The following is a 20,602-nucleotide window of genomic DNA, read 5'->3' as shown; positions in this document are numbered from 1 at the left end:
CCCTCGTCCCCATCGCCGTCCTCCCCCCGCCCGGGCTCAGGCCGTCAGCTCGACGAGGAACACGGACTGCGGCTCCAGGGCGAAGGAGATCTCGACACTCCCCTCCGCCGACACCGCGACCGGGTTGGGCCCCTCGACCTCGCCGGACAGCGACGTGCGGGTGGCTTGCAGCGTGGCACCCGCCCAGGGGAGGTCGCGCAGCTCGAGGTGTACCCGTTCCACCCCGGCGGAGGCCAGGTCGGGCCGCTGCGGCGGGAGCGTCAGCCCCAGCTCGATGCGCTGCTCGCCGATGGGGATGCGGAAGGTGAAACGATCCTCCGCGCGCGGGGCGAGGGCGCTGTCGGGGGCGACGTAGTTGGTCACGAGGACGCGGACGGTGTCGCCGTCGCGCCCGGCGGCGACCGCGAGACCCGACTCGTCGCCGCCGGTGGCGTCCAGACGCCGTCCGCTCAGTGCCCGACCGGCCAGGACGAGCGCACGAGAGCGCTCGTCGGGCCGCCCGTCGACGTCGCCGACCCCGCCCGGGTCGATGAACCCGTAGTGGGGATCGCGGCCGGTGTCGGCGCGGAAGAAGAACGCGTGGTCGATCACCGTGTCCTGCAGGGCGATCGCCGTGGCGGCCATGAACGCGCCCTTCTCCGGCGCCGGCGCGGTGCTGCTGGGCACCGCGAGGTAGTTCCAATAGCTCAGGGTCAGTTCGGTGTCGGTGAACCCGTGGCGATCGAGCACCGCGCGTAGCTCACGGGAGACGTGGCGGTAGTCCATCGGGTCGCGACTGCCGTCGGTGAACCAGAGGAAGGAGAAGAAGTGCAGCGGCAGGTCGTTCTCGCGCACGAACTCCAGGAAGCCCTCGCGGTAGGGGGAATCGGTCTCGAGCGAGAAGGCGACCGAGGGGCCGCCGACGGTCAGGGTCGCATCGACGCGGTGCACCGCCTCGCAGAATGCGCGATACATCGCGAAGAACTCCTCCGGTCGCCCGGCGAAGTGCAGCGGCCCGAAGTCGGGCTGATCGCCGAACTCGTAGACGCGCACGGGCCGGGAGGAGCCGCCCGCCCAGCCCCGGGAGTAGTGCCGCACGATGTGCTCGACGACACGGCCGTACACCTCGACGTCGTCGGCGGGCAGTTTGTTGCTCGGGATCGAGCTGGCCACGGTGAACATGACCTCGGCGCCGATGGCGTGCACCGCGTCGACCCATTGGTCGGTCGCGGTGAAGTTGTAGCTCGCCGGATCGTCGGGGTCGGCGCTCCAATCGGGGAAGAGGCTCGTCGGGTTGTCGCGGGTGTCGAGGCGCGACATCCAGTCGAACGAGCGCACGAGAGTCACCCCCGCCTCGCGCCACAGCGGCGTCATGTCGGGGAAGTCCCGGTAGCCCTCGACGGGGCCAGGGACACCCCCGACGCCGTTCAGGGGGCGGAAGGCGCTCTCGCGGGCGGCGTCCACGACGAGCGTGCGGGCAGGGGGGTGCGACACGGGAGTCTCCTCGGGGTCTCAGTAGGGCATCCGCAGGAGGCGGTTGGCGTATTCGTTGGCGAGGGGTTCGTCGTGGCGCAGGTGGGCGATGCGCGCGAGATAGGTCTCTTCGGTGACGGAATCGAACTCTTCGCGCATCGACTCGATCGAGCGCTCGTGCACGGCGCGGACGCGCGGGAGCCGGCGCTTCATGAACTCGAGCTGCGCGTCGAGGAGCGGCTGGCCTTTCGCGAGCTCCTGCGCGAGCACGACACCGTCCTCAATGCTCATCGCCGCTCCCGACCCGAGGTACGGAGTCATCGTGTGCGCCGCATCGCCCATGATCATCACGCGGCCGCGGAACCACGGGTACGGCACCCACACCGTGGAGTAGGGGGTGTAGGCGACGTTCTCGGCTGCGCGGACGTCCTCGAGGGCATCGGCCAAGAACGTCGACCCGCGCGTGAGGTCGGCCGCGCGGTCGTGCATGATCTCGGCCATCCTGCTCGTGTCGTAGCGCGGGCGGCCCTCTTCGGCCACGGTGAGCACCATGTACATCGTGTCCTGCGACAGGGGCGTGAGCATGATCTTGCCGCCGTAGCCCTGGCAGATGATCGGCTGCATGATCTTGCGGCGGTTGGGCAGACCCGCGCGCCAGGCGACCCCGCCGACCGGGCGCGGTGCGAACTTCTCGCCGAAGTACACGCGGCGGATCTGGGAGTTCAGGCCGTCGAAGCCGAGCACCAGATCGTAGTCGGCACCGTCGCCGGTGCTGAAGGTCACGGCCGCGGTCCCGGCATCCTGGGCGATGTCGGCGACGGTCGTGCTCATGCGGAACGTGGCGCCGTTGGCGCGGGCGTGGCGCGACGCCATCTCGAGGAACGCCATGCGCGACATCGTCACGCATCCCGGCAGGCCCTCATCGCGCGTGCCGTAGCTCATGGTGCTCAGCAGCGTGCCGTCGGCGTCGTAGTTGTCGATGCCCGGGGCGGGGTGGCCGATCTCGAGCACGTCGTCGAGCATTCCGATCTCGCGCACCGCGCGCAGGCCGTTGATGCGGAGCCCGAACCCGACGCCGGCGACGCTGATCTCGGGCTTGTCGTCGATGACGTCGACCTGCGCGCCGATGCGGGCGAGGGCGGATGCCGTGGTCAGGCCGCCGATGCCGGCGCCGACGATCAGGATCCTCAACGGGTTCGCCATGTGTGCTCCTCCTCGAGCGGACAGCCGGGCACCCGAGGGGTGTGCTCCGCACCGAATCAGAACACTGATTCGGATTTCAGAGTAGGGACGGGCTCGGCGCGCGCACAACGAGGGCACCCCGACCCCCGTGGATGCCGTCCATCACGATCGGTGATGCGGCCGGCATCCACCCGTCTCAGTGGGGGGCGTGCCCCGCGGCGATCACGCGGCCGGCCTCGGCGAAGAGACCGCGCATCCACTCGTGCTCAGGATCGCGGTTGTGCGAGGGGTGCCACCACAGGGCGCTGACGATCGGGGTCGCCGCGAACGGCAGCGGCACCACGCGGATGCCGCCGATGCGCAGAAGGTGGGGGGCGAGAGCGGACTGCACGAGTCCCACCCGCCGCGTACCGCTGACGAAGTGTCCCACCGAGAGGAAGCTCTCGAGCACGACCTCGATGCGCGGCTCCACGCCCAGCTGCTGGATCTGTCGAGCGGCCGAGGTGAACGCCGAGCGCGATTGGAAGGTGAGCACCCACGGCATGTCGGCGAGATTCTGCATCGTGAGCGCTTCGCCGACGTCGTCGTTGTCGTCGGCCACCACGGCCAGCCAGTCGTCCTGCCACAGATCGAGGTAGGGCAGCTCCGACACCGGGCCGTGCGGAATGACCATGGCGTCGGCCGAGCGCAGGCGGTTCGCGGCGTCCTCGACGATGCCCGGGTTGTGCAGCATGTAGCGGAACCGCACCCCGGGCGCCCGCTCCGACGCGAGCTGCGAGACGACGGTGCCCACGGTGACGAAGCCGTAGTCGGAGCCGTAGATCGAGAACTCCCGGGTCGACTCGGCGGGGGACCACGACGCCTGGCTCTCGAAGACACGGCGCGCGGCCTCGAGGGCGGTGCTGGTGTGGTCGGTCAGTCGCACCGCGAACGGCGTGAGCTCGTAGGTGTTGCCGCGGCGCGCGAGGATCTGGTCGTTGAAGTGCGTGCGCAGGCGGGCGAGGGACGCACTGAGGGCGGGCTGGCTGAGGTGCAGCCTCTCGGCGGCCCGCGTGACACTGCGCTCGGTGAGCAACGCGTCCAGCGCCACGAGGAGGTTCAGATCGAGGCGTGAAAGTGTCACATGGTCGGTCACCACGTCGTGGTCCTTCGTCCGGAGGGTCGAGCGACCAATGTATCAACCGCGTCGATGCGGTGGCTATGGCGTATCCGCAAGAGCGATGCGAGGAGCGCCACCGCCTTATGTGCTGTATCGCGAAGACTTATGTGCTTTTTCGGCACATCGCACGGATACTGAGTCACACAGCACAGGCGCTCCCACCGAAGGGCTCGCCGACAACGTCGTCAGAAAGGCTGGCCATGACTCAGCAACGCCGTGTCACCCGGATCGCAGGTCTTCTCGCACTTCCCGCCACCGCAGCCCTCGTCCTCGCCGGATGCTCCGGCGGTGGCACGGGGGGAGCCGCCGAGGGCGACTCCGAATCCTTCACCTTCACCTTCGCCACCTCGAACAACCTCGAGAGCCCGTACGAGACGCTCGCCAAGGAATACATGGCGACCAACCCGGGCGTCACCATCACCACGAACCCGACGCCCAACGACAAGTACGGCGAGACCATCAGAACGCAGTTCCAGGCGGGCAACGCCTCGGACGTCGTGCAGACCACCCCCGGCTCGGGGGACGCCCGCGGTCTGATCCCCCTGGCTGAGGCGGGGTTCCTCGAGCCCCTCGGCGACACCGCGACGTCGCTCGTTCCCACCGGCAGCGAGACGCTGTTCGAGATCGACGGGAACACCTACGGACAGCCCCTGGACTTCACCATCGGTGCCGTCGTGGCCAGCATGGGCACCGCCGCGCAGAACGGCATCACCGAGTGGCCGACCACCATGGACGCCTTCTACTCCGAGTGCGAGGCGCTGGCGGGTCAGGGCAAGTCCATGATCGCTCTCGCCGGGGCCGCCGGCCCCAACGCCGGCCTCACCGCGCAGGGCATCGCCGCCACGCGCGTGTACGCGTCGGACCCCGAGTTCAACACCGAGCGCGCCGCCGGTGAGACCACCTTCGCCGAGAGCGAGGGGTGGGCCGACACGCTGCAGACCATCGTGGACCTCAAGGACCGCGGCTGCTTCCAGCCGGGCGCAGAAGGCGGCGGCTTCGACGCCATCACCAACGGCCTCGCGCAGGGGACGTCCGTCGGCAGCTTCATCCCCTCGGGTTCGGCCGTCGAGATCGCTGCGGCCGCCCCGCCGGAGGCCGACTTCAAGGTGCAGCCGTTCCCGGCGGCCGACGGCGGCGAGCCGTACGTCCTGGCGAGCTCGAACTACACCATCTCGATCAATGCGAAGTCGACGAAGAAGGATGCCGCGACGAAGTTCGTCGAGTGGCTGGCGACGCCCGACGCCCAGCAGAAGTACTACGAGGCATCCGGGCTGCTCCCCATCTCGGAGTACAAGAACCTCGATTTGAGCGACACCATCTACTCGGAGGTCGTCACCGACATCTCCAACGGGTCCTACGCGACCCTGCCGAACAACGTCTGGCCCAACCCGGCCGTCTACGAGGCGCTGCAGGTGGGCGTCCAGGGGCTGCTGACCGGACAAACCAGCATCGACCAGGTGCTCCAGAACATGGACGCGGCCTGGGGCAACTGAGAGATTCCGCCGCCCGGGCCCCTGGACCCGGGCGGCGGAGCCGCACTCATCGAGGATGACGAGGACGTGATGAGCACCACCTTCCGCGCCGGCGAAGTCGCCGCCACCGAGACCGAACGCGTGGTCCTGCCCCGCCGCGGCCGCCACCGCTCGACGCCACGCCCCCGTCGCAAGGGACTGCTGCAGTTCGGCCATTGGTGGTGGGCCCTGCCCGGGGTTCTCTTCGTCATCGGCATCCACTACGTCGCCACCAGCATCGGCGGCTTCTTCTCCTTCACGAACTGGACCGGTATCGGCGCCTTCGAGATCGTGGGCGTGGACAACTTCGTCCGCATCTTCCAGGACCCGACCAAGATCGGCGCCCTGTGGAACACCCTGTTCCTGGCATTCGGATCCGTCATCCTGAGCAACGTCCTCGGCCTCGGCGTCGCGCTGGGCCTGAACCGCGGGCTGAAAAGCCGCTACATCCTCCGCACGCTCTTCTTCATGCCGGTGGTGCTGAGTCCGCTCGCCACCTCGTACATCTGGAAGTTCATCTTCGACTTCAACGGGCCGCTCAACCTCGTGCTGCGCGGCGTGGGCCTGGACTCCGTGGCGCGGGCATGGATCGCGGATCCCACCTGGGCGATCTGGACCATCCTCGTCGTGCTCGTCTGGCAGAACATCGGTTTCGCGATGGTGATCTACATGGCGGGACTGGCCGCCGTGCCGGTCGAGATCGAAGAAGCCGCCGCGATCGACGGAGCCAACCTGTGGCAGCGGTTCTGGCATGTGACCCTGCCCTCCATCCGCCCCGCCGTCGCGATCGCGACGACCCTGGGTCTGGTCAACGGTCTGCGTGTGTTCGACCAGATCATGGCGCTGACCGGAGGCGGCCCGGCGGCGGCGACCGAGACGCTCGCGACGCAGGTCTACAAGCAGTCCTTCGCCCTGGGCAATTTCGGTTACGGCGCCGCGTTGGCGCTGCTGCTCACCCTCATCATCCTGGCCTTCGCCGTCGTGCAGCAGCGTGTGACCGCGGGCCGCTCGGAGGAGAACTGACATGTTCCGCTACACCAAGCTGACGGGTCTGAGAGAGGTCCTGTTCTGGATCGCGGCCCTGGCCTTCCTGCTGCCGTTCTACTTCCTCGTCACCACGGCGCTGAAGTCCGATCGCGAGGTGATCACGTCGTCGACCCTCGCGCCCCCGACCGCCCCCGATCTCAGCAACTTCGTCCAGGTGCTGACGGCGACCGGCAACTCCAACGTCGTCATGGGTCTGGTCAACAGCGTCGTCATCACCGCCGGCAGCATCGTGCTCATGGTCCTGCTCGGCTCGCTCACCGGCTACGTCATCGCGCGCAGCACGCGCCGGTGGAGTCGCGCGGTCTACTACCTGTTCCTCGTCGCCATCGTGCTGCCGACGCAGTTGGGCACGGTTCCGCTCTACATCGGCGCCCGGTCGTTGGGTCTGACCGGTTCGGCGTGGGGGATGATCATCCTCTACACCGGAATGCTCCTGCCGCTGGCGATCTTCCTCTACGCCGGCTTCTTCCGGGGCTTGGGCACCGAGTACGAGGAAGCGGCGACCATCGACGGAGCCAGCCGGACGCAGATCTTCTTCCGTGTCGTCCTCCCGCTGATGTCCCCCGCCACCGGAACCGTGGCGATCCTCGCCGGACTCATCGTGTGGAACGACTTCTTCACCTCGCTCATCTTCCTCGGCGGCTCCGCGAATCAGACCCTGCCGGTCGCCATGTACTACTACATCGGCTCGCTGGTCTCGGCCTGGAACCAGATCTTCGCGATCGTCATCGTCTCGATGATCCCGATCCTCGCCTTCTACCTCTTCGCCCAGAAGCGCTTCATCCAGGGCTTCGCGGGCGGCCTCAAGGGCTGAGCCTGCCCAGACGGATGCCGCGGAGCGCGGCATCCGTCGATCGCCGCGCCCCGCAGTCGAAAGGACACACCCCATGTACCGACTCGCCCCCAACATCGAGCTCCTCTTCAGCGAGGCCGGCGACTACCACGACCGCGTGCGCGCGGCGGCGGCCGCGGGCTTCGACGCGGTCGAGATGTGGGGTCCGACCGGGGTCGACGCCCCGGCGGCCCCCAAGGACCTGCCGGCGCTCAGGGCCGCGCTCGAGGAGACCGGCGTGCAGCTCACCGCGCAGCTGGCCGAGCCTCGGACGCAGTTCATGATCCCGCCGTGGGACCACTCGGAGTTCTTCCGCAAGCTCGACGAGGGCGTCGCGATCGCGCGCGACCTGGGCTGCCCGCGCATCGTCGTCGGCAGCGGCACGGGTTTCGGGGGCTGGAAGCGCCAGGTGCAGCTCGACAAGCTGGTCGAGATCTACCGCAAGGCGATCGCGCAGATCGAGGGGTCCGGCGTCGGCCTGGTGCTCGAGCCCGTCAACGTGCGCGTGGACCACCCCGGATCGCTCCTCGACCGCACCGCCGAGGGGGTCTACGTCGCCCGCGGCGTCGACTCGCCGCACTTCGGCGTGCTCTACGACATCTACCACTCGGCTGTCGAGGGCGAGGACATGGAGGCCGAACTCGCGAACGCGGGCGGCCTGATCCACTACGTCCAGCTCGCCGATGCTCCCGGTCGCGGGGAGCCCGGAACGGGCTCCCTCGACTGGGCCGAACGCTTCCGCCTGCTCCGCGACAGCGGCTACGACGGCCCCGTCGGCCTGGAGTACTACCCGACCACCGCGTCGGAGGCCTCGGTCGCCCACGTCGTCGAGATCGCGCGGGCGGCATGAACGCCCGCCAGTATCCGGTGCAGGTCGATGTCGCCATCGTCGGCAGCGGGCCGACCGGTTCGGCGTACGCGCGCATCCTCTCCGAGAGGGTGCGCGGGGCGACGATCGCGATGTTCGAGGTGGGACCGACGGTGTCCAACCCTCCCGGCGCGCACGTCAAGAACATCGCCGACACCTCCGAGCGCGCCCGCGCGCAGGCGGCGTCGGAGGGTCCGGGGGAGCGCGGCGAGAAGGTCGTCAACCCGGGAGCGGCCAAGGCCGGCGTGCGCGGTGCGCGTCCCGGCACCTTCCTGCTCGATGACGGCTACGCGTTCGACGGCGAGGACGGCATGCCCGTCGCCGCGATGTCGAGCAACGTCGGCGGCATGGCGGCTCACTGGACGGGCGCGTGTCCCCGGCCGGGCGGCAGCGAACGCATCGCCTTCGTCGACGACCTCGACGAGCTCCTCGACGAGGGCGATCGCCTTCTGGGCGTGACCCGGAACGCGTTCGACTCGGCGCCGTTCGGGCGGATCGTGCGCGAGCGCCTCGCGGCCGCGGTCGACGCGGGTCGCGTCGACCGGACGAAGGTGCAGCGGATGCCGCTCGCCGTGCACCGCCGCGGCGACGGCCGTCTGGTGTGGTCGGGATCGGACGTCGTGCTCGGCGAGGCCACGCGCGAGAACCCCGGCTTCTCATTGTTCGACGAATCCCTCGTGACGCGCGTCGTCGTCGAGGGCGGTCGCGCGGCCGGTGTCGTGGTCCGTGATCTGCGTTCCGGTGGGGAGCATCGGGTCGCGGCCCGTTTCGTCGTGGTCGCGGCGGATGCGCTGCGCACGCCGCAGCTGCTGTGGGCGTCGGGGGTGCGTCCCGAGGCGCTCGGGCGCTATCTGAACGACCAGGCCCAGGTCGTCTTCGCCTCGCGGTTGCGCGACATGCCGCCGCTCGCCGAGGATGCCCCGACGACGGGACTGGCGGAGTACAGCGGCGTCAGCTGGGTGCCGTTCACCGACGACGTGCCTTTCCACGGCCAGATCATGCAGCTCGACGCCTCGCCCATCGCCCTGGCCGAGGACGACCCGGTCGTGCCGGGCTCGATCGTGGGTCTCGGGCTGTTCTGCGCGAAGGACCTGCGGGCGGACGACCGCGTCGTCTTCGACGACGAGCACGTCGATGGCTACGGGATGCCGGCCCCTCGCATCCACTACCGCCTCACCGAACGCGACCACGCGGTCGTCGAGCGTGCCCGCCATGAGATCGTGCGTCTTGCCGAGGCCGTCGGAGACCCGGTCGGCGATCGACCGTTCACGCTTCCGCTCGGTTCGTCGTTGCACTATCAGGGGTCGACGCGGATGGGCGTCGCCGATGACGGCACGAGCGTGTGCGACGTCGACAGCGAGGTGTGGGGCGTTCCGGATCTGTTCGTCGCCGGCAACGGCGTCATCCCGACCGCGACGGCCTGCAACCCCACGGTGACCTCGGTCGCTCTGGCGGTGCGCGGGGCGCGCAAGATCGCGTCGGTGCTCTCGCGCGAGCGGGCCGCCGAGGTCTCGGCATCCATTTGATTCCTTGCTTATGCAGGAATCAGACATTAGAGTGTAGGAATCAAGACAAAGAGGTCTGCGACCGCGGTCGCACCGACGAGGAGGTCACCGTGATCCCGGATCGCATCATCGAGCAGGGCACGCTTCGCGCCCACGACGGGCGGGTCGCGGTGGAGGTGCGCCTGCCCTGGTACCGCGCGCTGCCGGCGTCCTGCATCTCGGGAGCCAAGCTCACCGTCGACGGTATCGAGGCGCCGACCGCCTCGCTGCGCTGGCGGATGAACGGCGAGGAGTTCACCTTCGCCGAGATGAAGACGAACACCGAGCAGTGGTGGTTCCCCACCGACTCGGCTGTGCTGTCGGGAGACATCGGAACGGATGCCGGAGAGCACGAGGTGCGCGTGGACCTGGAGCTCTACATCCCCTACATCATCATCGACGACGACAAGGTGCTGCACATCGAGGAGCACGACACCAAGACCATGACCGCCCGCCAGGTCGAGGAGGCCCGCGCATGACCGACTCCCCGGCGAAGGGAACGCCCATCCAGGGCGTCACCCTGTACAGCTTCACCCGCGCCTTCCACGGTCGTGAGTACGATCTCGACCAGCTCATTCGCAAGACCGCGGCCGAGGGCTTCGGCCCGGGGCTCGAGATCATCGGGTTCTCGAGCTTCCGCGGCTTCCCCGAGATCGACGACCACTTCGCCGGCCGCTTCTCGGACCTCATCGACGAGGTCGGGCTCGTGCGGACCTCGCTCGCGGTCAACGCCGACATCGGCCTGCGCCCCGACCGGCTCATGGACCAGGACGAGCTCGTCGCCTACATGCGCAGGCAGATCGCCGCGGCGGCGAAGCTCGGCTTCCCGATCGCGCGCGTGCAGATCTCGCTCACGCCCGACTCGATGGAGGCGCTCGCCCCCATCGCCGAGGAGTACGGCGTCACCCTCGCCCTCGAGGTGCACGCCGACCAGTACGCCTCGCACCCGCGCATCCTGGCCCTGCGCGACCGCTATGAGAAGGTCGGATCGCCGTTCCTCGGCTTCACGATGGACTGGGGCGCGACCGTGACCGGCTTCGCCCCCTCGCTCATCGAGGCCTATCGCCGGCGCGGCGCGTCGGAGGAGCTGCTGTCCGCCGTCGTCGCGCTGTGGGACGAGTACCACGAGCAGGGACCGCCCGCCGACCAGGCCGATCACGGGCAGCGCTTCGGACGCTTCATCGGCCTCGGTCATCAGTACGGCCGTCCCGATCTCGGCATCGACTTCGGCATCAACGGCACCGGGCTCTTCGGCCCCGCGCGCGTGGACGACTGGCTCGAGATCATGCCGTGGGTGACGCACGTGCACGGCAAGTTCTTCGGCATCGACGACAACGGGAACGAGCCCTCGGTGCCCGTCGCCGACCTCATCACCCTGCTGGTCGAGAACGGCTACGGCGGGGCCGTCTCGAGCGAGTACGAGGGATGGCACTGGAACCACTGGCAGAGCCCGTTCGAGATCATCCGCGGCGAGCAGGCCCTGCAGCGAACGGCGGCCGAGTCGGCCGGTTCCCGCATGATCACGGATGCCGCCGAGGCCCGCCGCGCCCTGGACGCCCACCTCGCGCACGCGGTGCGGGCCTGAAGGGACGAGGGCAATGACTGACGGCATCGCCGGAACCGGCATCACGCTCGGCACCACCCTGTACTCGATGACGAGCGAGTTCGCCGCCGGGCTGTACACCCCCGAGACGCTGATCCGCGAGGTGCACGACCAGGGCATCGGCCCCGGCGTCGAGTTCAACTTCGCGCAGCTGCTGCGCTCGTATCCCGATGTCGACGCCGACTTCGTCGCCCTGTGGTTCGACTCGCTCGAGAAGTACGGGCTCGAGGCCAGCGCCGTCGGGACCAACCTCGACATGGGGCGCCGCACAGACCGCGACATGACCGCCGACGAGGAGCACGAGTTCTTCGCGCGACAGCTGAAGTCCGCGCACACCCTCGGCTTCCGGACGGTCGTCATCCGCTCCGCGGGCAAAGAACTGCTGCGGAGCCTCCTGCCCCTCGCCGAGAAGTACGACCAGCGACTCGGCTACGAGATCCACGCCCCCTCGGGCCCGAACGACCCGAAGGTGCTCGAGATCCGCGAGGTCTACGACGAGCTGGGCAGCGACCGGCTGGGCTTCACCGCCGATTTCTCATCGACCATGCACTCCCTGTCGCCGACGCTGCTGCGCACCCTCGGGCAGATGGGCATGGACGAGAAGCACTTCGACGTCATGGACGAGATCTGGCACGAGCCGACCGCCATGCACGTGCGCAACCAGAAGTTCGAGGACTACCTCACGCGCGAGGGCGTCGACCCCAGGCGGTTCGGGCCGTTCACGCGTCTGGCGTTCAACATGCACGGTCTGGTGCCGCCGGAGGAGTGGCTCGACATCATGCCGCAGATCTTCCACGTGCACGCGAAGTTCTACGACATCGGCGCCGACGGCGAAGAGCCGGCCATGGACATCCCGCGGATCGTCGAGCAGTTCGTGATCGGCGGGTATCGGGGCTCCCTCTCCAGCGAGTGGGAGGGCCATGCCTTCAGCGACCTCGGCGAGAGCGACCCCATCGACCTCGTGAAGAAGCAGCACGCGCTCATGCGCCGGGCCATCGAAGACACCGTCGCGGCGCGCCAGCCCGCGTGAACCGAACCATCACGAAGGAGTGAGAATGTCGAACACCGCCGTCACGGCATCCGTCGAAGATCTCGTCGCCGAAGTCACGCGCCTGCGCGAGCAGGTCGAGGCCGCTCACGCCCTCGCGCAGCGCGCCGAGGACCGCGGCCGGGTCGAGAACCTCTTCAATCGCTACATGTACCTGCACAACGCCTTCGAGGACGAGCAGATCATCCCGCTGTGGGTGAAGGAGGGCACCGAGGGGATCCGCGCGCGCTACACCAACGCCGGTCAGTACACGACCTGGCAGAGCGTCACCGATTACCACCGCGGGCGTCCCCACCCCGAGGGCAAGCTCATCCTGCACGCCACCAACACCCCGGTGATCGAGGTCGCCGGTGACGGCAAGACCGCCACGGGCGTGTGGATGATGGCGGGCACCGAGTCGGGCCTCACCGACCCCCAGGTCGCCGAGGCCTTCCCCGACATGTACTCGCCGGAAGAGGTCCTCGGCAAGAAGGTCTGGGCCCACTGGGTGTGGTGCAAGTACGCGATCGACTTCCTCAAGCAGGACGGCGAGTGGAAGTTCTGGAAGTTCCGCTGCTACGAGCTCGCCCGTGCCCCGTTCGAGGAGAACTGGGTCGCCTTCGGTCTGAAGAACCAGGGCGCGTTCGATCTCGACCTCATGTACTTCGGCGACGACGGCAAGCCCGTCTTCATGCCCGAGGCGGACGAGCCGGTACCCTCCACCAACCACCCGTACAGTCCCGAGACCACGCAGAAGCTCGAGCCCGCGCCGCCGGTCGCGCACCAGACCTTCTCCGACAACTACGCCTGAGGGACACCATGGCCACCCACAACTCGCTCTTCGCCGAAAAGGACGTCCGCCGCACCGACGACGGTCTCGCGGTCTCGGTGCAGTTGCCCTGGTACCGCAGCCTGTGGCTGTCGGCCGTCGACGATGTCGCGGTCACCGTCGACGGCGCGGCGGTGCCGAAGGACGACCTGCGCTTCGCCCTCGAGGGGCGCGAGTACCGCGTCGACGAGCTGCCCGCGCAGTCCGACACGCTCTGGTTCGTCGCCGACCGCCCCGACGTGCTCATCCATCTCGACACCCCGCCCGCGGCGGGCGAGAAGATCACCGTCGAGGTCGTGCTGACGATGCGTCTGCTCTACATGCAGATCATGCCGGGGGTCGACGGCGGCCCCGGGCGCTACGTCACCAACCGGGTTCCGGTCGAGCGCGAGCTGGTGCTGTCGTGACGGCGCCGGTGCGCGTCGCGATGATCGGGTACGGCTTCATGGGGGCCGCGCACTCGGTGGGCTGGCGTCAGGCGCCGCGCATGTTCGACCTGCCGCGCGCGGTCGAGATGACCGTGGTGGTGGGCCGGAACGCGGATGCCGTGGCCTCCGCCGCCGAGAGATGGGGATGGGCCGAGTCGGCCACCGACTGGCGCGAGGTGATCGCCCGCGACGACATCGACATCGTCGACATCGTCACCCCGGGTGACTCGCACGCCGAGATCGCTATCGCGGCGCTGGAGGCGGGAAAGCACGTACTCTGCGAGAAGCCGCTGGCCAACACGGTGGCCGAGGCCGAGGCCATGGCCGAGACGGCCGCGCGAGCCCGGGCTCGTGGCATCCGGTCGATGGTGGGCTTCACGTACCGTCGGGTTCCCGCCGTCACGCTGCTGCGCGAGATGATCGCCGAGGGGGCGGTCGGCACGGTGCAGCAGGTGCGCGCGGCGTACCGGCAGGACTGGCTCGTCGACCCGCGGATGCCGCTCGCCTGGCGCCTGCAGAAGGAGCATGCGGGGTCGGGGGCCCTCGGCGACATCGGCGCGCACATCATCGACATGACCCAGTTCGTCACGGGTCTCGCCGTCGAGAGCGTCACCGGGACGCTCGAGACGATCGTGAAGCAGCGTCCGTTGCAGGTTGCCGGCTCGGGGCTCTCCGGCGCCGCCGGCGAGGGTGTGGGGGAGGTCACGGTCGACGACGCGGCGCTGTTCACCGGGCGCCTGTCGAACGGGGCGCTGGCGTCGTTCGAGGCGACGCGTTTCGCGACGGGCCGCAAGAACGCCCTCACCATCGAGGTGTCGGGCGACCGCGGGGCTCTCGCCTTCGACCTCGAAGACCTGAACAGCCTGCGCTTCTACGACCGCACCGCGCCCGAGGGGCGGCAGGGCTTCACGCAGATCCTGGTGACCGAGCCGCAGCATCCGTACGTGTCGGCGTGGTGGCCCGCGGGGCACATGCTCGGCTACGAGCACGGCTTCAGCCACCAGGTGGTCGACCTGGTCGGCGCGATCGACGCCGGCACCGACCCGCACCCCTCGTTCGACGAGGGGCTGAGCGTCCAGCGCGTGCTCGACGCCGTCGAGCGCAGTTCCTCCGCCGACGCGAGCTGGACTCGCGTCGAGGCCTCCGTCCCCGTCCGCTGACCTCCGCGGCGCGCCTTCGCGCCGGCTCGCACCTCCGAAAGGATCGCCGTCATGGCCCGCCCGATCACTCTGTTCACCGGCCAGTGGGCCGATCTGCCGTTCGAGGAGGTCGCGCGCCTCGCCGGGGAGTGGGGCTATGACGGCCTCGAGATCGCCTGCTGGGGCGACCACATCGACGTCTCGCGGTGGAACGACGCCGCCTACGTGCAGTCGCGCCGCGACATCCTCGAGCGCCACGGCCTGAAGGTGTGGACGATCTCCAATCATCTCGTCGGCCAGGCCGTGTGCGACGACCCGATCGATGAACGCCACCACGACATCGTGCCCCCGCGTGTCTGGGGGGACGGGGATGCCGAGGGCGTGCGCCGGCGCGCGGCCGAAGACCTCAAGGACACGGCGCGCTTCGCCGCGAGGCTCGGCGTGAAGACCGTCACCGGTTTCACCGGGTCGAGCATCTGGAAGTACGTCGCGATGTTCCCGCCGGCCTCCGACACCATGATCGAGCGCGGGTACGCGGACTTCGCCGAGCGGTGGCATCCGATCCTCGACGTGTTCGAAGAGGTCGGCGTGCGCTTCGCCCTCGAGGTGCACCCGTCCGAGATCGCGTACGACTACTGGACGGCGAAGAAGACACTCGAGGCCATCGGGCACCGCGAGAGCTTCGGATTCAACTTCGACCCCTCGCACTTCGTCTGGCAGCAGCTGGACGCGGTCGCGTTCGTGCTCGACTTCGCCGACCACATCTTCCACGTGCACTGCAAAGAGTCCACGACCAACCTCGACGGACGCAACGGCGTGCTCGGCTCGCACCTGTCGTGGGACAACCCCCGGCGCGGGTGGACGTTCGTCTCGACCGGTCACGGCGATGTGCCGTGGGAGCCGCTGTTCCGCGCCCTCAACGCGATCGGCTACGACGGCCCCACCAGCGTCGAGTGGGAGGACGCCGGCATGGACCGCCTCGTCGGCGGGCCCGAGGCCCTCGCCTTCGTGCGCAAGCTCGGCGAGATCACCCCACCCCACCAGCTCTTCGACGCCGCGTTCTCTCAGAAAGGCTGACCGTTGACCGACGTTCTGAACGTTCTCATCCTCTCGGGTCACATGACCATCGAGCACGACAACGCCCACCGCAGCTTCCGCCTGCACAACCAGTGGATCACGACGCTGCTGGAGGACACCGGGCGCTTCTCCGTCCGTGTCGTGGAGGACCCGCGGGGGCTGCCGGCGAGCGTGATCGACAAGTACGACGTACTCATCGTCATCTTCGAAGGGCGCGACGGCTACCACGACATGGCGACGGGGTTCGGGGCCGAGACGGATGCCGCGATCCTGCGCTTCGTGCACGACGAGGGCAAGGGCATCGTCTGGTTCCACGGCTCCGCCGCGCAAGAGGACCGCTGGGGCTACCCCGAGGAGTACAACGTCATGCGCGGAGCAAAGCTCAGCGCGTGGGAGACGGGCCTGCGCCCCCGTCCGTGGGGCGAAGCGCAGCTGCACACGGCCGAGCCGCGGCATCCGATCACCGAGGGCATCAACGCCGCCTGGACCGTCACCGGTGACGACATCCTCGTCGGCGTCGACATGTACGAGGGCGCGCAGGTGCTGTTGACGACCTTCGACGACCTCGAGGCGTACGAGAAGGCCCCGGTGTGGCCGATGTCGCACTACCCGGTGGACATCCCCGAGGGCGGGATCGCGGCGCTCAACGGCATCAACACCGAGCAGCCGCTCGCGTGGATCAACGAGTACGGCGCGGGCCGGTCGTTCACGATCACGATCGGGCACGATATCGACACGTTCCGCCGGATCGAGTTCATCCGCATGTTCCCGAGGGGCGTCGAGTGGGCGGCGACGGGCGAGGTCACGCTGACGGGCCCGGATCGCCGCGGTGACCGCCGCATCAACCCCTGGCCGTACTACAACGGCGAGGGGTGAGGTTCGGTCGCGGTGCAGCACGTGCCGTGCGGCCATCCGTGTCACGAAGACAGGGGGATGCCACCGGGACAGGCCGTCTGGCCGCAGATCTCCCTGTTCTCGTGGCGGAGCCTGTTCTCGTGACGAGTCAGCCGCCCGAGGCGAGGAGCGCGCCGGCCAGCGCCAGATGACGCGAGGTCATCTCCCACGGGTCGTCGTCGAGCCACTCGTGGCCGCCCCACTCGCTGCAGAGCGTGCCGGTGAATCCCTGGCGCCCGAGCGCCTCGCCGACGGCGCGGATCGGCTCCGACACACGTCCGTCGGCGTCGTCGAGGTCCCAGAACTTCAGGTGCACGGCACCGAGGAGGGGAAGGACGGATGCCAGGTCGGCGACCTGAGCGCGCCCGAAGCGCACGAGCAGGTTCATGTACAGGGTGTGCACGGGGCCGGGGACGCGTCCGTCGTGCAGCAGATCGACCACCGCGCCCTGGGTCGCCGGGTCGCGCCACTCGTCGCGCAGGCGCCGGACGAGATCGGCGGGGATGCCACCGCGTTCGAGGCGCTCGACGAAGGTCACCGGCAGGGCCGGCATGAGCATGCTGATGTCGAGCAGCAGCCGCACGTGCGGGGTGTCGAGAGCGGCGATGCGGTCGTAGTCGTCCGGGCGGGTCGCCGGGGTCTCGTGACCCTGCGCTTCTTCGTAGAGCACGAGGTCGAGGTCCTCGAGCAGCGGGACGAGGTCGCCCAGGAGCGCCCCGGCCTGACCGAGGGGCAGCCGCACCCCCGCGGCGCCGACGGCGGCGGCTGCGCGCAGCTGCGGGTCGAGGAACGCACGGCGCTCGGCATCCGTCCGCCGTCGTCCGCGGTCGAACTCGTCGATGCTGACGCCGACGATGCTCACGCGCCCGCCGGCGGCGGCGAGCCGGTCGCGGAATTCCTGGGTCTCGGATGCCGCAGGGGCGGGAAACCCGCGCCACATCTGCCCCAGCTCGATCTCGATGGCGGGCGCGATGCCGCGCTCGACCAGCGTGAGGGCCAGGTCGGGCGCGGTCCGCTCGGCGCGGATCACCTCCGGGGTGAGGTTGAAGGCGCTGGCCGACAGGGTCCGGTCGCGGGGGCGGGTCATGCGGCGCTCCCGACATCGAGCGAGACGCTTGCGACGACGGCATCCGCGTGCAGCTCACGCGTGAAGGCGAACGGCAGGCGCAGCGGGGCATCGGGCCCGCCCGCCAGATACGGGATCTCGAGACGGAACGACACCGACACCTCGTGGATGCCGGGGGCCACGGCATCCGGGATCTGCAGCACCACGCGATCCTGCAGGTACCACCAGCCGTCTTCGTCGCTCAGCGCCGCGACGGCCACGCGGCGATCGCCGCGCACGATCGCGGGCTCATGCCGACGGCCGTCGATGTGCACGACGGGCTCGAGCAGGCTCGCGAGGGGCAGTGAACGGATCCAGGGCAGCGACACCCGCACCTCGGTGCGGTCCCCGCGCACTCGGAGGGCATCGTCGCGGAGGGCGGAAAGGGGCATCGCGGGCACGTCCTCGTGTCGCGCACGCCGGATGACGTGCTTTCGCCCATAACCTAACGACTAAAGGAGAAAAACGGAAGAAGTCATCCCTGGGTGCCGTGCACGGCTGCCACCGTAGGGCGTCCCTCCGCGAACCACCGCGGCAGGCTCATCTCGAACAGCTGTTCTTTCGCGAGGTCCACTCCGCCGCGCAACGGCTCCCGCGAGTCGTTCTCGCTCGTCCTGATCGCCAGGTCCCGCGTCGCGAGGGGAAGTGACAGCTCGTAGACGCGCTGCCGCACCTCCGCGAGGAACAGTTCACCCGTCGACGCGACGGCCCCGCCCACCACGATCACCCCGGGGTTGAACATGTTCACCAGGGCGGCCACCGCCTCGCCGACCTGTCGGGCCGAGGCCTGCACGAGCGAGATGGCCAGTGCGTCACCGCGGCCCGCCGCCAGGGTGATCTTCTCGAGGGTCAGGGTGTCGCCCGATGCCACGGCCTCGGCGAGCGGTCCCGTGGCGCCCGCATCGATCGCCGCGCGCGCGTCGCGCACGAGGGCCCATCCGCCGGCGACGGCTTCGAGGCACCCGACCTTGCCGCACCTGCACACCTGCTCGGCGCCGGGGACGCGGACGTGACCCATGTCGCCCGCCGCGCCGTTCGCGCCGCGGTGCAGGCGTCCGTGCGAGACCAGGCCCGCACCGATGCCGGTGCCCACCTTGCAGTAGATGAGGTCGACCGCCTCGTCGCGGCGACGCGCGCGTTCGGCGGCGGCGAGGATGTTGACGTCGTTGTCGACCCAGACGGGGGCGTCGTAGCGCTGCTCGAAGACCGTGCGTACGTCGTGGTCGTTCCAGCCGGGCATGATCGGCGGGGCGACGGGGCGGCCGGTCTCGAAGTCGACGGGCCCGGGCAGGCCGACGACCATGCCCCACACCGGCGTGCCGTCCCCGCGCGTGAGCAGGTCGTCGACCATCGACGTCGCCGTGCGGAGAGTCTCTTCGGGGCCGCGGGCGATGTCCCACTCCCGGTGCGCCTCGTCGAGGATCTCGCCGTCGAGATCGGTGATGCCGACGTGGATGTGCTGGCCACCGAGGGCGCACACGACGATGCGCCCCCGCTCGGCTCGGAAGCGCAGGGTGCGCGGGGCGCGCCCGCCGGAGGAGGGGGCGTACTCGGCGTCCTCGAGGAAGCCCATCTTGACGGCGCGATCGACGCGCTGGGCGACGACTCCGCGGCCGAGGCCGGTGATGCGGCCGATCTCGGGACGGGTGACGGCGTCGCCGAGGCGGACCATGTTGACGATGCGCAACAGGCTGGTGACCTCGTCGGTCTGGGCGCCGAAGCGCAGGGTGGACACGTTCGCCATGCGTTGATCTTCACACAGGGGAGGCGCTCGACCGGTCGTATCCGGTCATCTATAGTTCGAGAACGGAGAACTTCGGCACTATTCGGGCTGAAGTGGGCGAGGGGGCCGCATGACGTGGGGCGTGGGCATCATCGGGTCGGGCCCGGGCGTGGCGGCGCTGCACGCGCCCACCCTCGCGCGCACCGGCGGCGACTTTCGTCTCGTGCACGTCAGCGACGCCGGCAGCGGGCGGGCCGCCGCCGTCGCGGACCGCTTCGACGCCCGTGCCTCCACGGGGATCGACGCGCTCCTCGCCGACCCCGATGTCGACGTCGTCGCCGTGTGCAGCCCGCCGTCGTGGCACGCGGAGCACGTGCGCGCCAGTCTGGCCGCCGGTCGCCGGGCGATCTTCTGCGAGAAGCCGCTCGCCCAGACCGCCGACGAGGCCGAGATGCTCGTCGCCGAGTGCGCGGCGGTCGGTGCCCTGCTCGTCGTGGGTACGAACCACCTCTTCGATCCCGCCTGGGTCCGGGCGACCCACCACCTCACCGCGCTCGACGGCCGGATCTCGGCGGTGACCGTGACGCTGTGCCTGTCGCCCAACGACCGGTACCACGCGCTCACGATGGGGGAGCCTCTGCCCGAGGGGCGCCCCGGGACGCGCCCGCCCCTCGACCTCGATGACCCCGATCAGAGCGCCGCCGTCGTGCGCACGCTCGTCGCGGGGCTCGGCGTGCACGACCTGCCGCTGGTCCGCGATCTCGTGCCGGCCACACCCGAGCTGGTGTGGGCGCGGCCGGTGGCGCCCATCGGGTTCGACCTCGCGCTGCGCGCGAACGGGGCCCTGGTGCGATTCACGACCGTGATGCTGCCCGAGGGGGCGGACTCGCTGTGGCGCGTCGACGTCGCCACCGCGGGGGCGCGGGTGCAGGTCGACTTCCCCCCGCCGTTCGTGCACATCGGAGGGGCGCGGACGACGGTGCGTGATGCGCAGGGTGTGCAGACCATCTATCCGATTGATCGGCGCGACGGCTACGAGGCGGAGTGGCTCGCGCTCGCCGCGCTCCTGCGCGGAGAGGCGGCGATGGAGTACGACGAGCTGCGCGCCGACGCGGCCTTCGTCGTGGCGATCGCCGACGCCGCTGCCGATGCCGTGCGGGCGGGGGCGGCATGAGTCGAGGT

Annotated in this window: 20 protein-coding genes; 14 read left to right on the top strand and 6 right to left on the bottom strand. The window is 69.6% G+C overall.

Going from position 1 to position 20,602, the window contains the following annotated elements; genetic code table 11:
- Positions 1–36: 36 nt before the first annotated feature.
- The 3 genes from ACIPVB_RS01410 to ACIPVB_RS01400 form a co-directional block, all read right to left on the bottom strand.
- Positions 37–1,473, bottom strand: coding sequence for a hypothetical protein (locus tag ACIPVB_RS01410; protein WP_400366323.1), 1,437 nt, complete (start codon positions 1,471–1,473; stop codon positions 37–39).
- Between the two features lie 18 nt (positions 1,474–1,491).
- Positions 1,492–2,655: an FAD-dependent monooxygenase gene (locus ACIPVB_RS01405; RefSeq protein WP_400366322.1), complete on the bottom strand. Its 1,164-nt coding sequence runs from the start codon at positions 2,653–2,655 to the stop codon at positions 1,492–1,494.
- A gap of 175 nt (positions 2,656–2,830) precedes the next feature.
- Entirely contained in the window at positions 2,831–3,769 is a 939-nt protein-coding gene (locus tag ACIPVB_RS01400) for a LysR family transcriptional regulator (protein WP_400368168.1), read from the bottom strand.
- A gap of 224 nt (positions 3,770–3,993) precedes the next feature.
- Between ACIPVB_RS01400 and ACIPVB_RS01395 the strand changes: the two genes are divergently transcribed.
- The 13 genes from ACIPVB_RS01395 (at position 3,994) to ACIPVB_RS01335 (ending at position 16,574) form a co-directional block, all read left to right on the top strand.
- The gene (locus tag ACIPVB_RS01395; RefSeq protein ID WP_400366320.1) at positions 3,994–5,286 is read left to right on the top strand and encodes an ABC transporter substrate-binding protein; all 1,293 of its coding nucleotides are present in this window, start codon (positions 3,994–3,996) and stop codon (positions 5,284–5,286) included.
- A 69-nt stretch (positions 5,287–5,355) separates the two neighbouring features.
- Positions 5,356–6,327 carry a carbohydrate ABC transporter permease gene (locus ACIPVB_RS01390; protein WP_400366318.1) on the top strand — a complete coding sequence of 324 codons (972 nt, stop codon included), beginning with the start codon at positions 5,356–5,358 and terminating at the stop codon, positions 6,325–6,327.
- Position 6,328: 1 nt separating this feature from the next.
- Positions 6,329–7,165 carry a carbohydrate ABC transporter permease gene (locus tag ACIPVB_RS01385; protein ID WP_400366316.1) on the top strand — a complete coding sequence of 279 codons (837 nt, stop codon included), beginning with the start codon at positions 6,329–6,331 and terminating at the stop codon, positions 7,163–7,165.
- 73 nt (positions 7,166–7,238) lie between these two features.
- Positions 7,239–8,033 (top strand): TIM barrel protein, encoded by a 795-nt coding sequence (locus ACIPVB_RS01380; RefSeq protein WP_400366314.1) that lies wholly within the window; start codon positions 7,239–7,241, stop codon positions 8,031–8,033.
- Positions 8,030–9,577, top strand: coding sequence for a GMC oxidoreductase (locus ACIPVB_RS01375; RefSeq protein WP_400366312.1), 1,548 nt, complete (start codon positions 8,030–8,032; stop codon positions 9,575–9,577). The genes ACIPVB_RS01380 and ACIPVB_RS01375 overlap by 4 nt, the downstream gene beginning before the upstream one ends.
- 89 nt (positions 9,578–9,666) lie before the next feature.
- Entirely contained in the window at positions 9,667–10,074 is a 408-nt protein-coding gene (locus ACIPVB_RS01370; protein WP_400366311.1) for a DUF6379 domain-containing protein, read from the top strand.
- Positions 10,071–11,180, top strand: coding sequence for a sugar phosphate isomerase/epimerase family protein (locus ACIPVB_RS01365; protein WP_400366309.1), 1,110 nt, complete (start codon positions 10,071–10,073; stop codon positions 11,178–11,180). The genes ACIPVB_RS01370 and ACIPVB_RS01365 overlap by 4 nt, the downstream gene beginning before the upstream one ends.
- A gap of 13 nt (positions 11,181–11,193) precedes the next feature.
- Positions 11,194–12,228, top strand: a complete 1,035-nt coding sequence (locus ACIPVB_RS01360) for a sugar phosphate isomerase/epimerase family protein (protein ID WP_400366307.1) — start codon at positions 11,194–11,196, stop codon at positions 12,226–12,228.
- Positions 12,229–12,253: 25 nt separating this feature from the next.
- Positions 12,254–13,036: a nuclear transport factor 2 family protein gene (locus ACIPVB_RS01355; protein WP_400366305.1), complete on the top strand. Its 783-nt coding sequence runs from the start codon at positions 12,254–12,256 to the stop codon at positions 13,034–13,036.
- A gap of 8 nt (positions 13,037–13,044) precedes the next feature.
- The gene (locus tag ACIPVB_RS01350; RefSeq protein ID WP_400366303.1) at positions 13,045–13,461 is read left to right on the top strand and encodes a DUF6379 domain-containing protein; all 417 of its coding nucleotides are present in this window, start codon (positions 13,045–13,047) and stop codon (positions 13,459–13,461) included.
- A gap of 20 nt (positions 13,462–13,481) precedes the next feature.
- Positions 13,482–14,642, top strand: coding sequence for a Gfo/Idh/MocA family protein (locus ACIPVB_RS01345; RefSeq protein WP_400368167.1), 1,161 nt, complete (start codon positions 13,482–13,484; stop codon positions 14,640–14,642).
- Between the two features lie 51 nt (positions 14,643–14,693).
- Positions 14,694–15,698: a sugar phosphate isomerase/epimerase family protein gene (locus tag ACIPVB_RS01340; protein WP_400366301.1), complete on the top strand. Its 1,005-nt coding sequence runs from the start codon at positions 14,694–14,696 to the stop codon at positions 15,696–15,698.
- A gap of 3 nt (positions 15,699–15,701) precedes the next feature.
- Positions 15,702–16,574, top strand: a complete 873-nt coding sequence (locus ACIPVB_RS01335) for a ThuA domain-containing protein (protein WP_400366299.1) — start codon at positions 15,702–15,704, stop codon at positions 16,572–16,574.
- A gap of 127 nt (positions 16,575–16,701) precedes the next feature.
- On the opposite strand, the gene ACIPVB_RS01330 is transcribed toward ACIPVB_RS01335, so the two are convergent.
- The 3 genes from ACIPVB_RS01330 to ACIPVB_RS01320 form a co-directional block, all read right to left on the bottom strand.
- Positions 16,702–17,679, bottom strand: a complete 978-nt coding sequence (locus ACIPVB_RS01330) for a restriction endonuclease subunit R (RefSeq protein WP_400366297.1) — start codon at positions 17,677–17,679, stop codon at positions 16,702–16,704.
- A complete protein-coding gene (locus ACIPVB_RS01325; protein ID WP_400366294.1) occupies positions 17,676–18,089 on the bottom strand; it encodes a hypothetical protein in 414 nt (137 codons plus the stop codon). Before ACIPVB_RS01325 ends, ACIPVB_RS01330 begins: the two co-directional genes overlap by 4 nt.
- 83 nt (positions 18,090–18,172) lie before the next feature.
- Entirely contained in the window at positions 18,173–19,441 is a 1,269-nt protein-coding gene (locus tag ACIPVB_RS01320; protein WP_400366291.1) for an ROK family protein, read from the bottom strand.
- Positions 19,442–19,550: 109 nt separating this feature from the next.
- Here ACIPVB_RS01320 and ACIPVB_RS01315 point away from each other — a divergent pair, with 109 nt between their 5' ends.
- Complete coding sequence (locus ACIPVB_RS01315) at positions 19,551–20,594, top strand: Gfo/Idh/MocA family protein (protein ID WP_400366288.1); 1,044 nt, start codon at positions 19,551–19,553, stop codon at positions 20,592–20,594.
- The last annotated feature ends 8 nt before the right edge of the window (positions 20,595–20,602 follow it).

This window comes from Microbacterium sp. NPDC090007, assembly GCF_044748345.1.
Lineage (GTDB): Bacteria > Actinomycetota > Actinomycetes > Actinomycetales > Microbacteriaceae > Microbacterium.
The sequence above is the reverse complement of the archived record's forward strand: the minus strand, read 5'-3'. Positions and strand labels throughout refer to the sequence as shown.

What these genes read in the sequence shown, in the direction of transcription:
- ACIPVB_RS01405 (WP_400366322.1), bottom strand. Translation starts at nt 2,655, where the DNA reads ATGGCGAACCCGTTGAGGATCCTGATCGTCGGCGCCGGCATCGGCGGC.
- ACIPVB_RS01395 (WP_400366320.1), top strand. Translation starts at nt 3,994, where the DNA reads ATGACTCAGCAACGCCGTGTCACCCGGATCGCAGGTCTTCTCGCACTT.
- ACIPVB_RS01390 (WP_400366318.1), top strand. Translation starts at nt 5,356, where the DNA reads ATGAGCACCACCTTCCGCGCCGGCGAAGTCGCCGCCACCGAGACCGAA.
- ACIPVB_RS01385 (WP_400366316.1), top strand. Translation starts at nt 6,329, where the DNA reads ATGTTCCGCTACACCAAGCTGACGGGTCTGAGAGAGGTCCTGTTCTGG.
- ACIPVB_RS01380 (WP_400366314.1), top strand. Translation starts at nt 7,239, where the DNA reads ATGTACCGACTCGCCCCCAACATCGAGCTCCTCTTCAGCGAGGCCGGC.
- ACIPVB_RS01375 (WP_400366312.1), top strand. Translation starts at nt 8,030, where the DNA reads ATGAACGCCCGCCAGTATCCGGTGCAGGTCGATGTCGCCATCGTCGGC.
- ACIPVB_RS01365 (WP_400366309.1), top strand. Translation starts at nt 10,071, where the DNA reads ATGACCGACTCCCCGGCGAAGGGAACGCCCATCCAGGGCGTCACCCTG.
- ACIPVB_RS01360 (WP_400366307.1), top strand. Translation starts at nt 11,194, where the DNA reads ATGACTGACGGCATCGCCGGAACCGGCATCACGCTCGGCACCACCCTG.
- ACIPVB_RS01355 (WP_400366305.1), top strand. Translation starts at nt 12,254, where the DNA reads ATGTCGAACACCGCCGTCACGGCATCCGTCGAAGATCTCGTCGCCGAA.
- ACIPVB_RS01350 (WP_400366303.1), top strand. Translation starts at nt 13,045, where the DNA reads ATGGCCACCCACAACTCGCTCTTCGCCGAAAAGGACGTCCGCCGCACC.
- ACIPVB_RS01345 (WP_400368167.1), top strand. Translation starts at nt 13,482, where the DNA reads ATGATCGGGTACGGCTTCATGGGGGCCGCGCACTCGGTGGGCTGGCGT.
- ACIPVB_RS01340 (WP_400366301.1), top strand. Translation starts at nt 14,694, where the DNA reads ATGGCCCGCCCGATCACTCTGTTCACCGGCCAGTGGGCCGATCTGCCG.
- ACIPVB_RS01330 (WP_400366297.1), bottom strand. Translation starts at nt 17,679, where the DNA reads ATGACCCGCCCCCGCGACCGGACCCTGTCGGCCAGCGCCTTCAACCTC.
- ACIPVB_RS01325 (WP_400366294.1), bottom strand. Translation starts at nt 18,089, where the DNA reads ATGCCCCTTTCCGCCCTCCGCGACGATGCCCTCCGAGTGCGCGGGGAC.
- ACIPVB_RS01320 (WP_400366291.1), bottom strand. Translation starts at nt 19,441, where the DNA reads ATGGCGAACGTGTCCACCCTGCGCTTCGGCGCCCAGACCGACGAGGTC.
- ACIPVB_RS01315 (WP_400366288.1), top strand. Translation starts at nt 19,551, where the DNA reads ATGACGTGGGGCGTGGGCATCATCGGGTCGGGCCCGGGCGTGGCGGCG.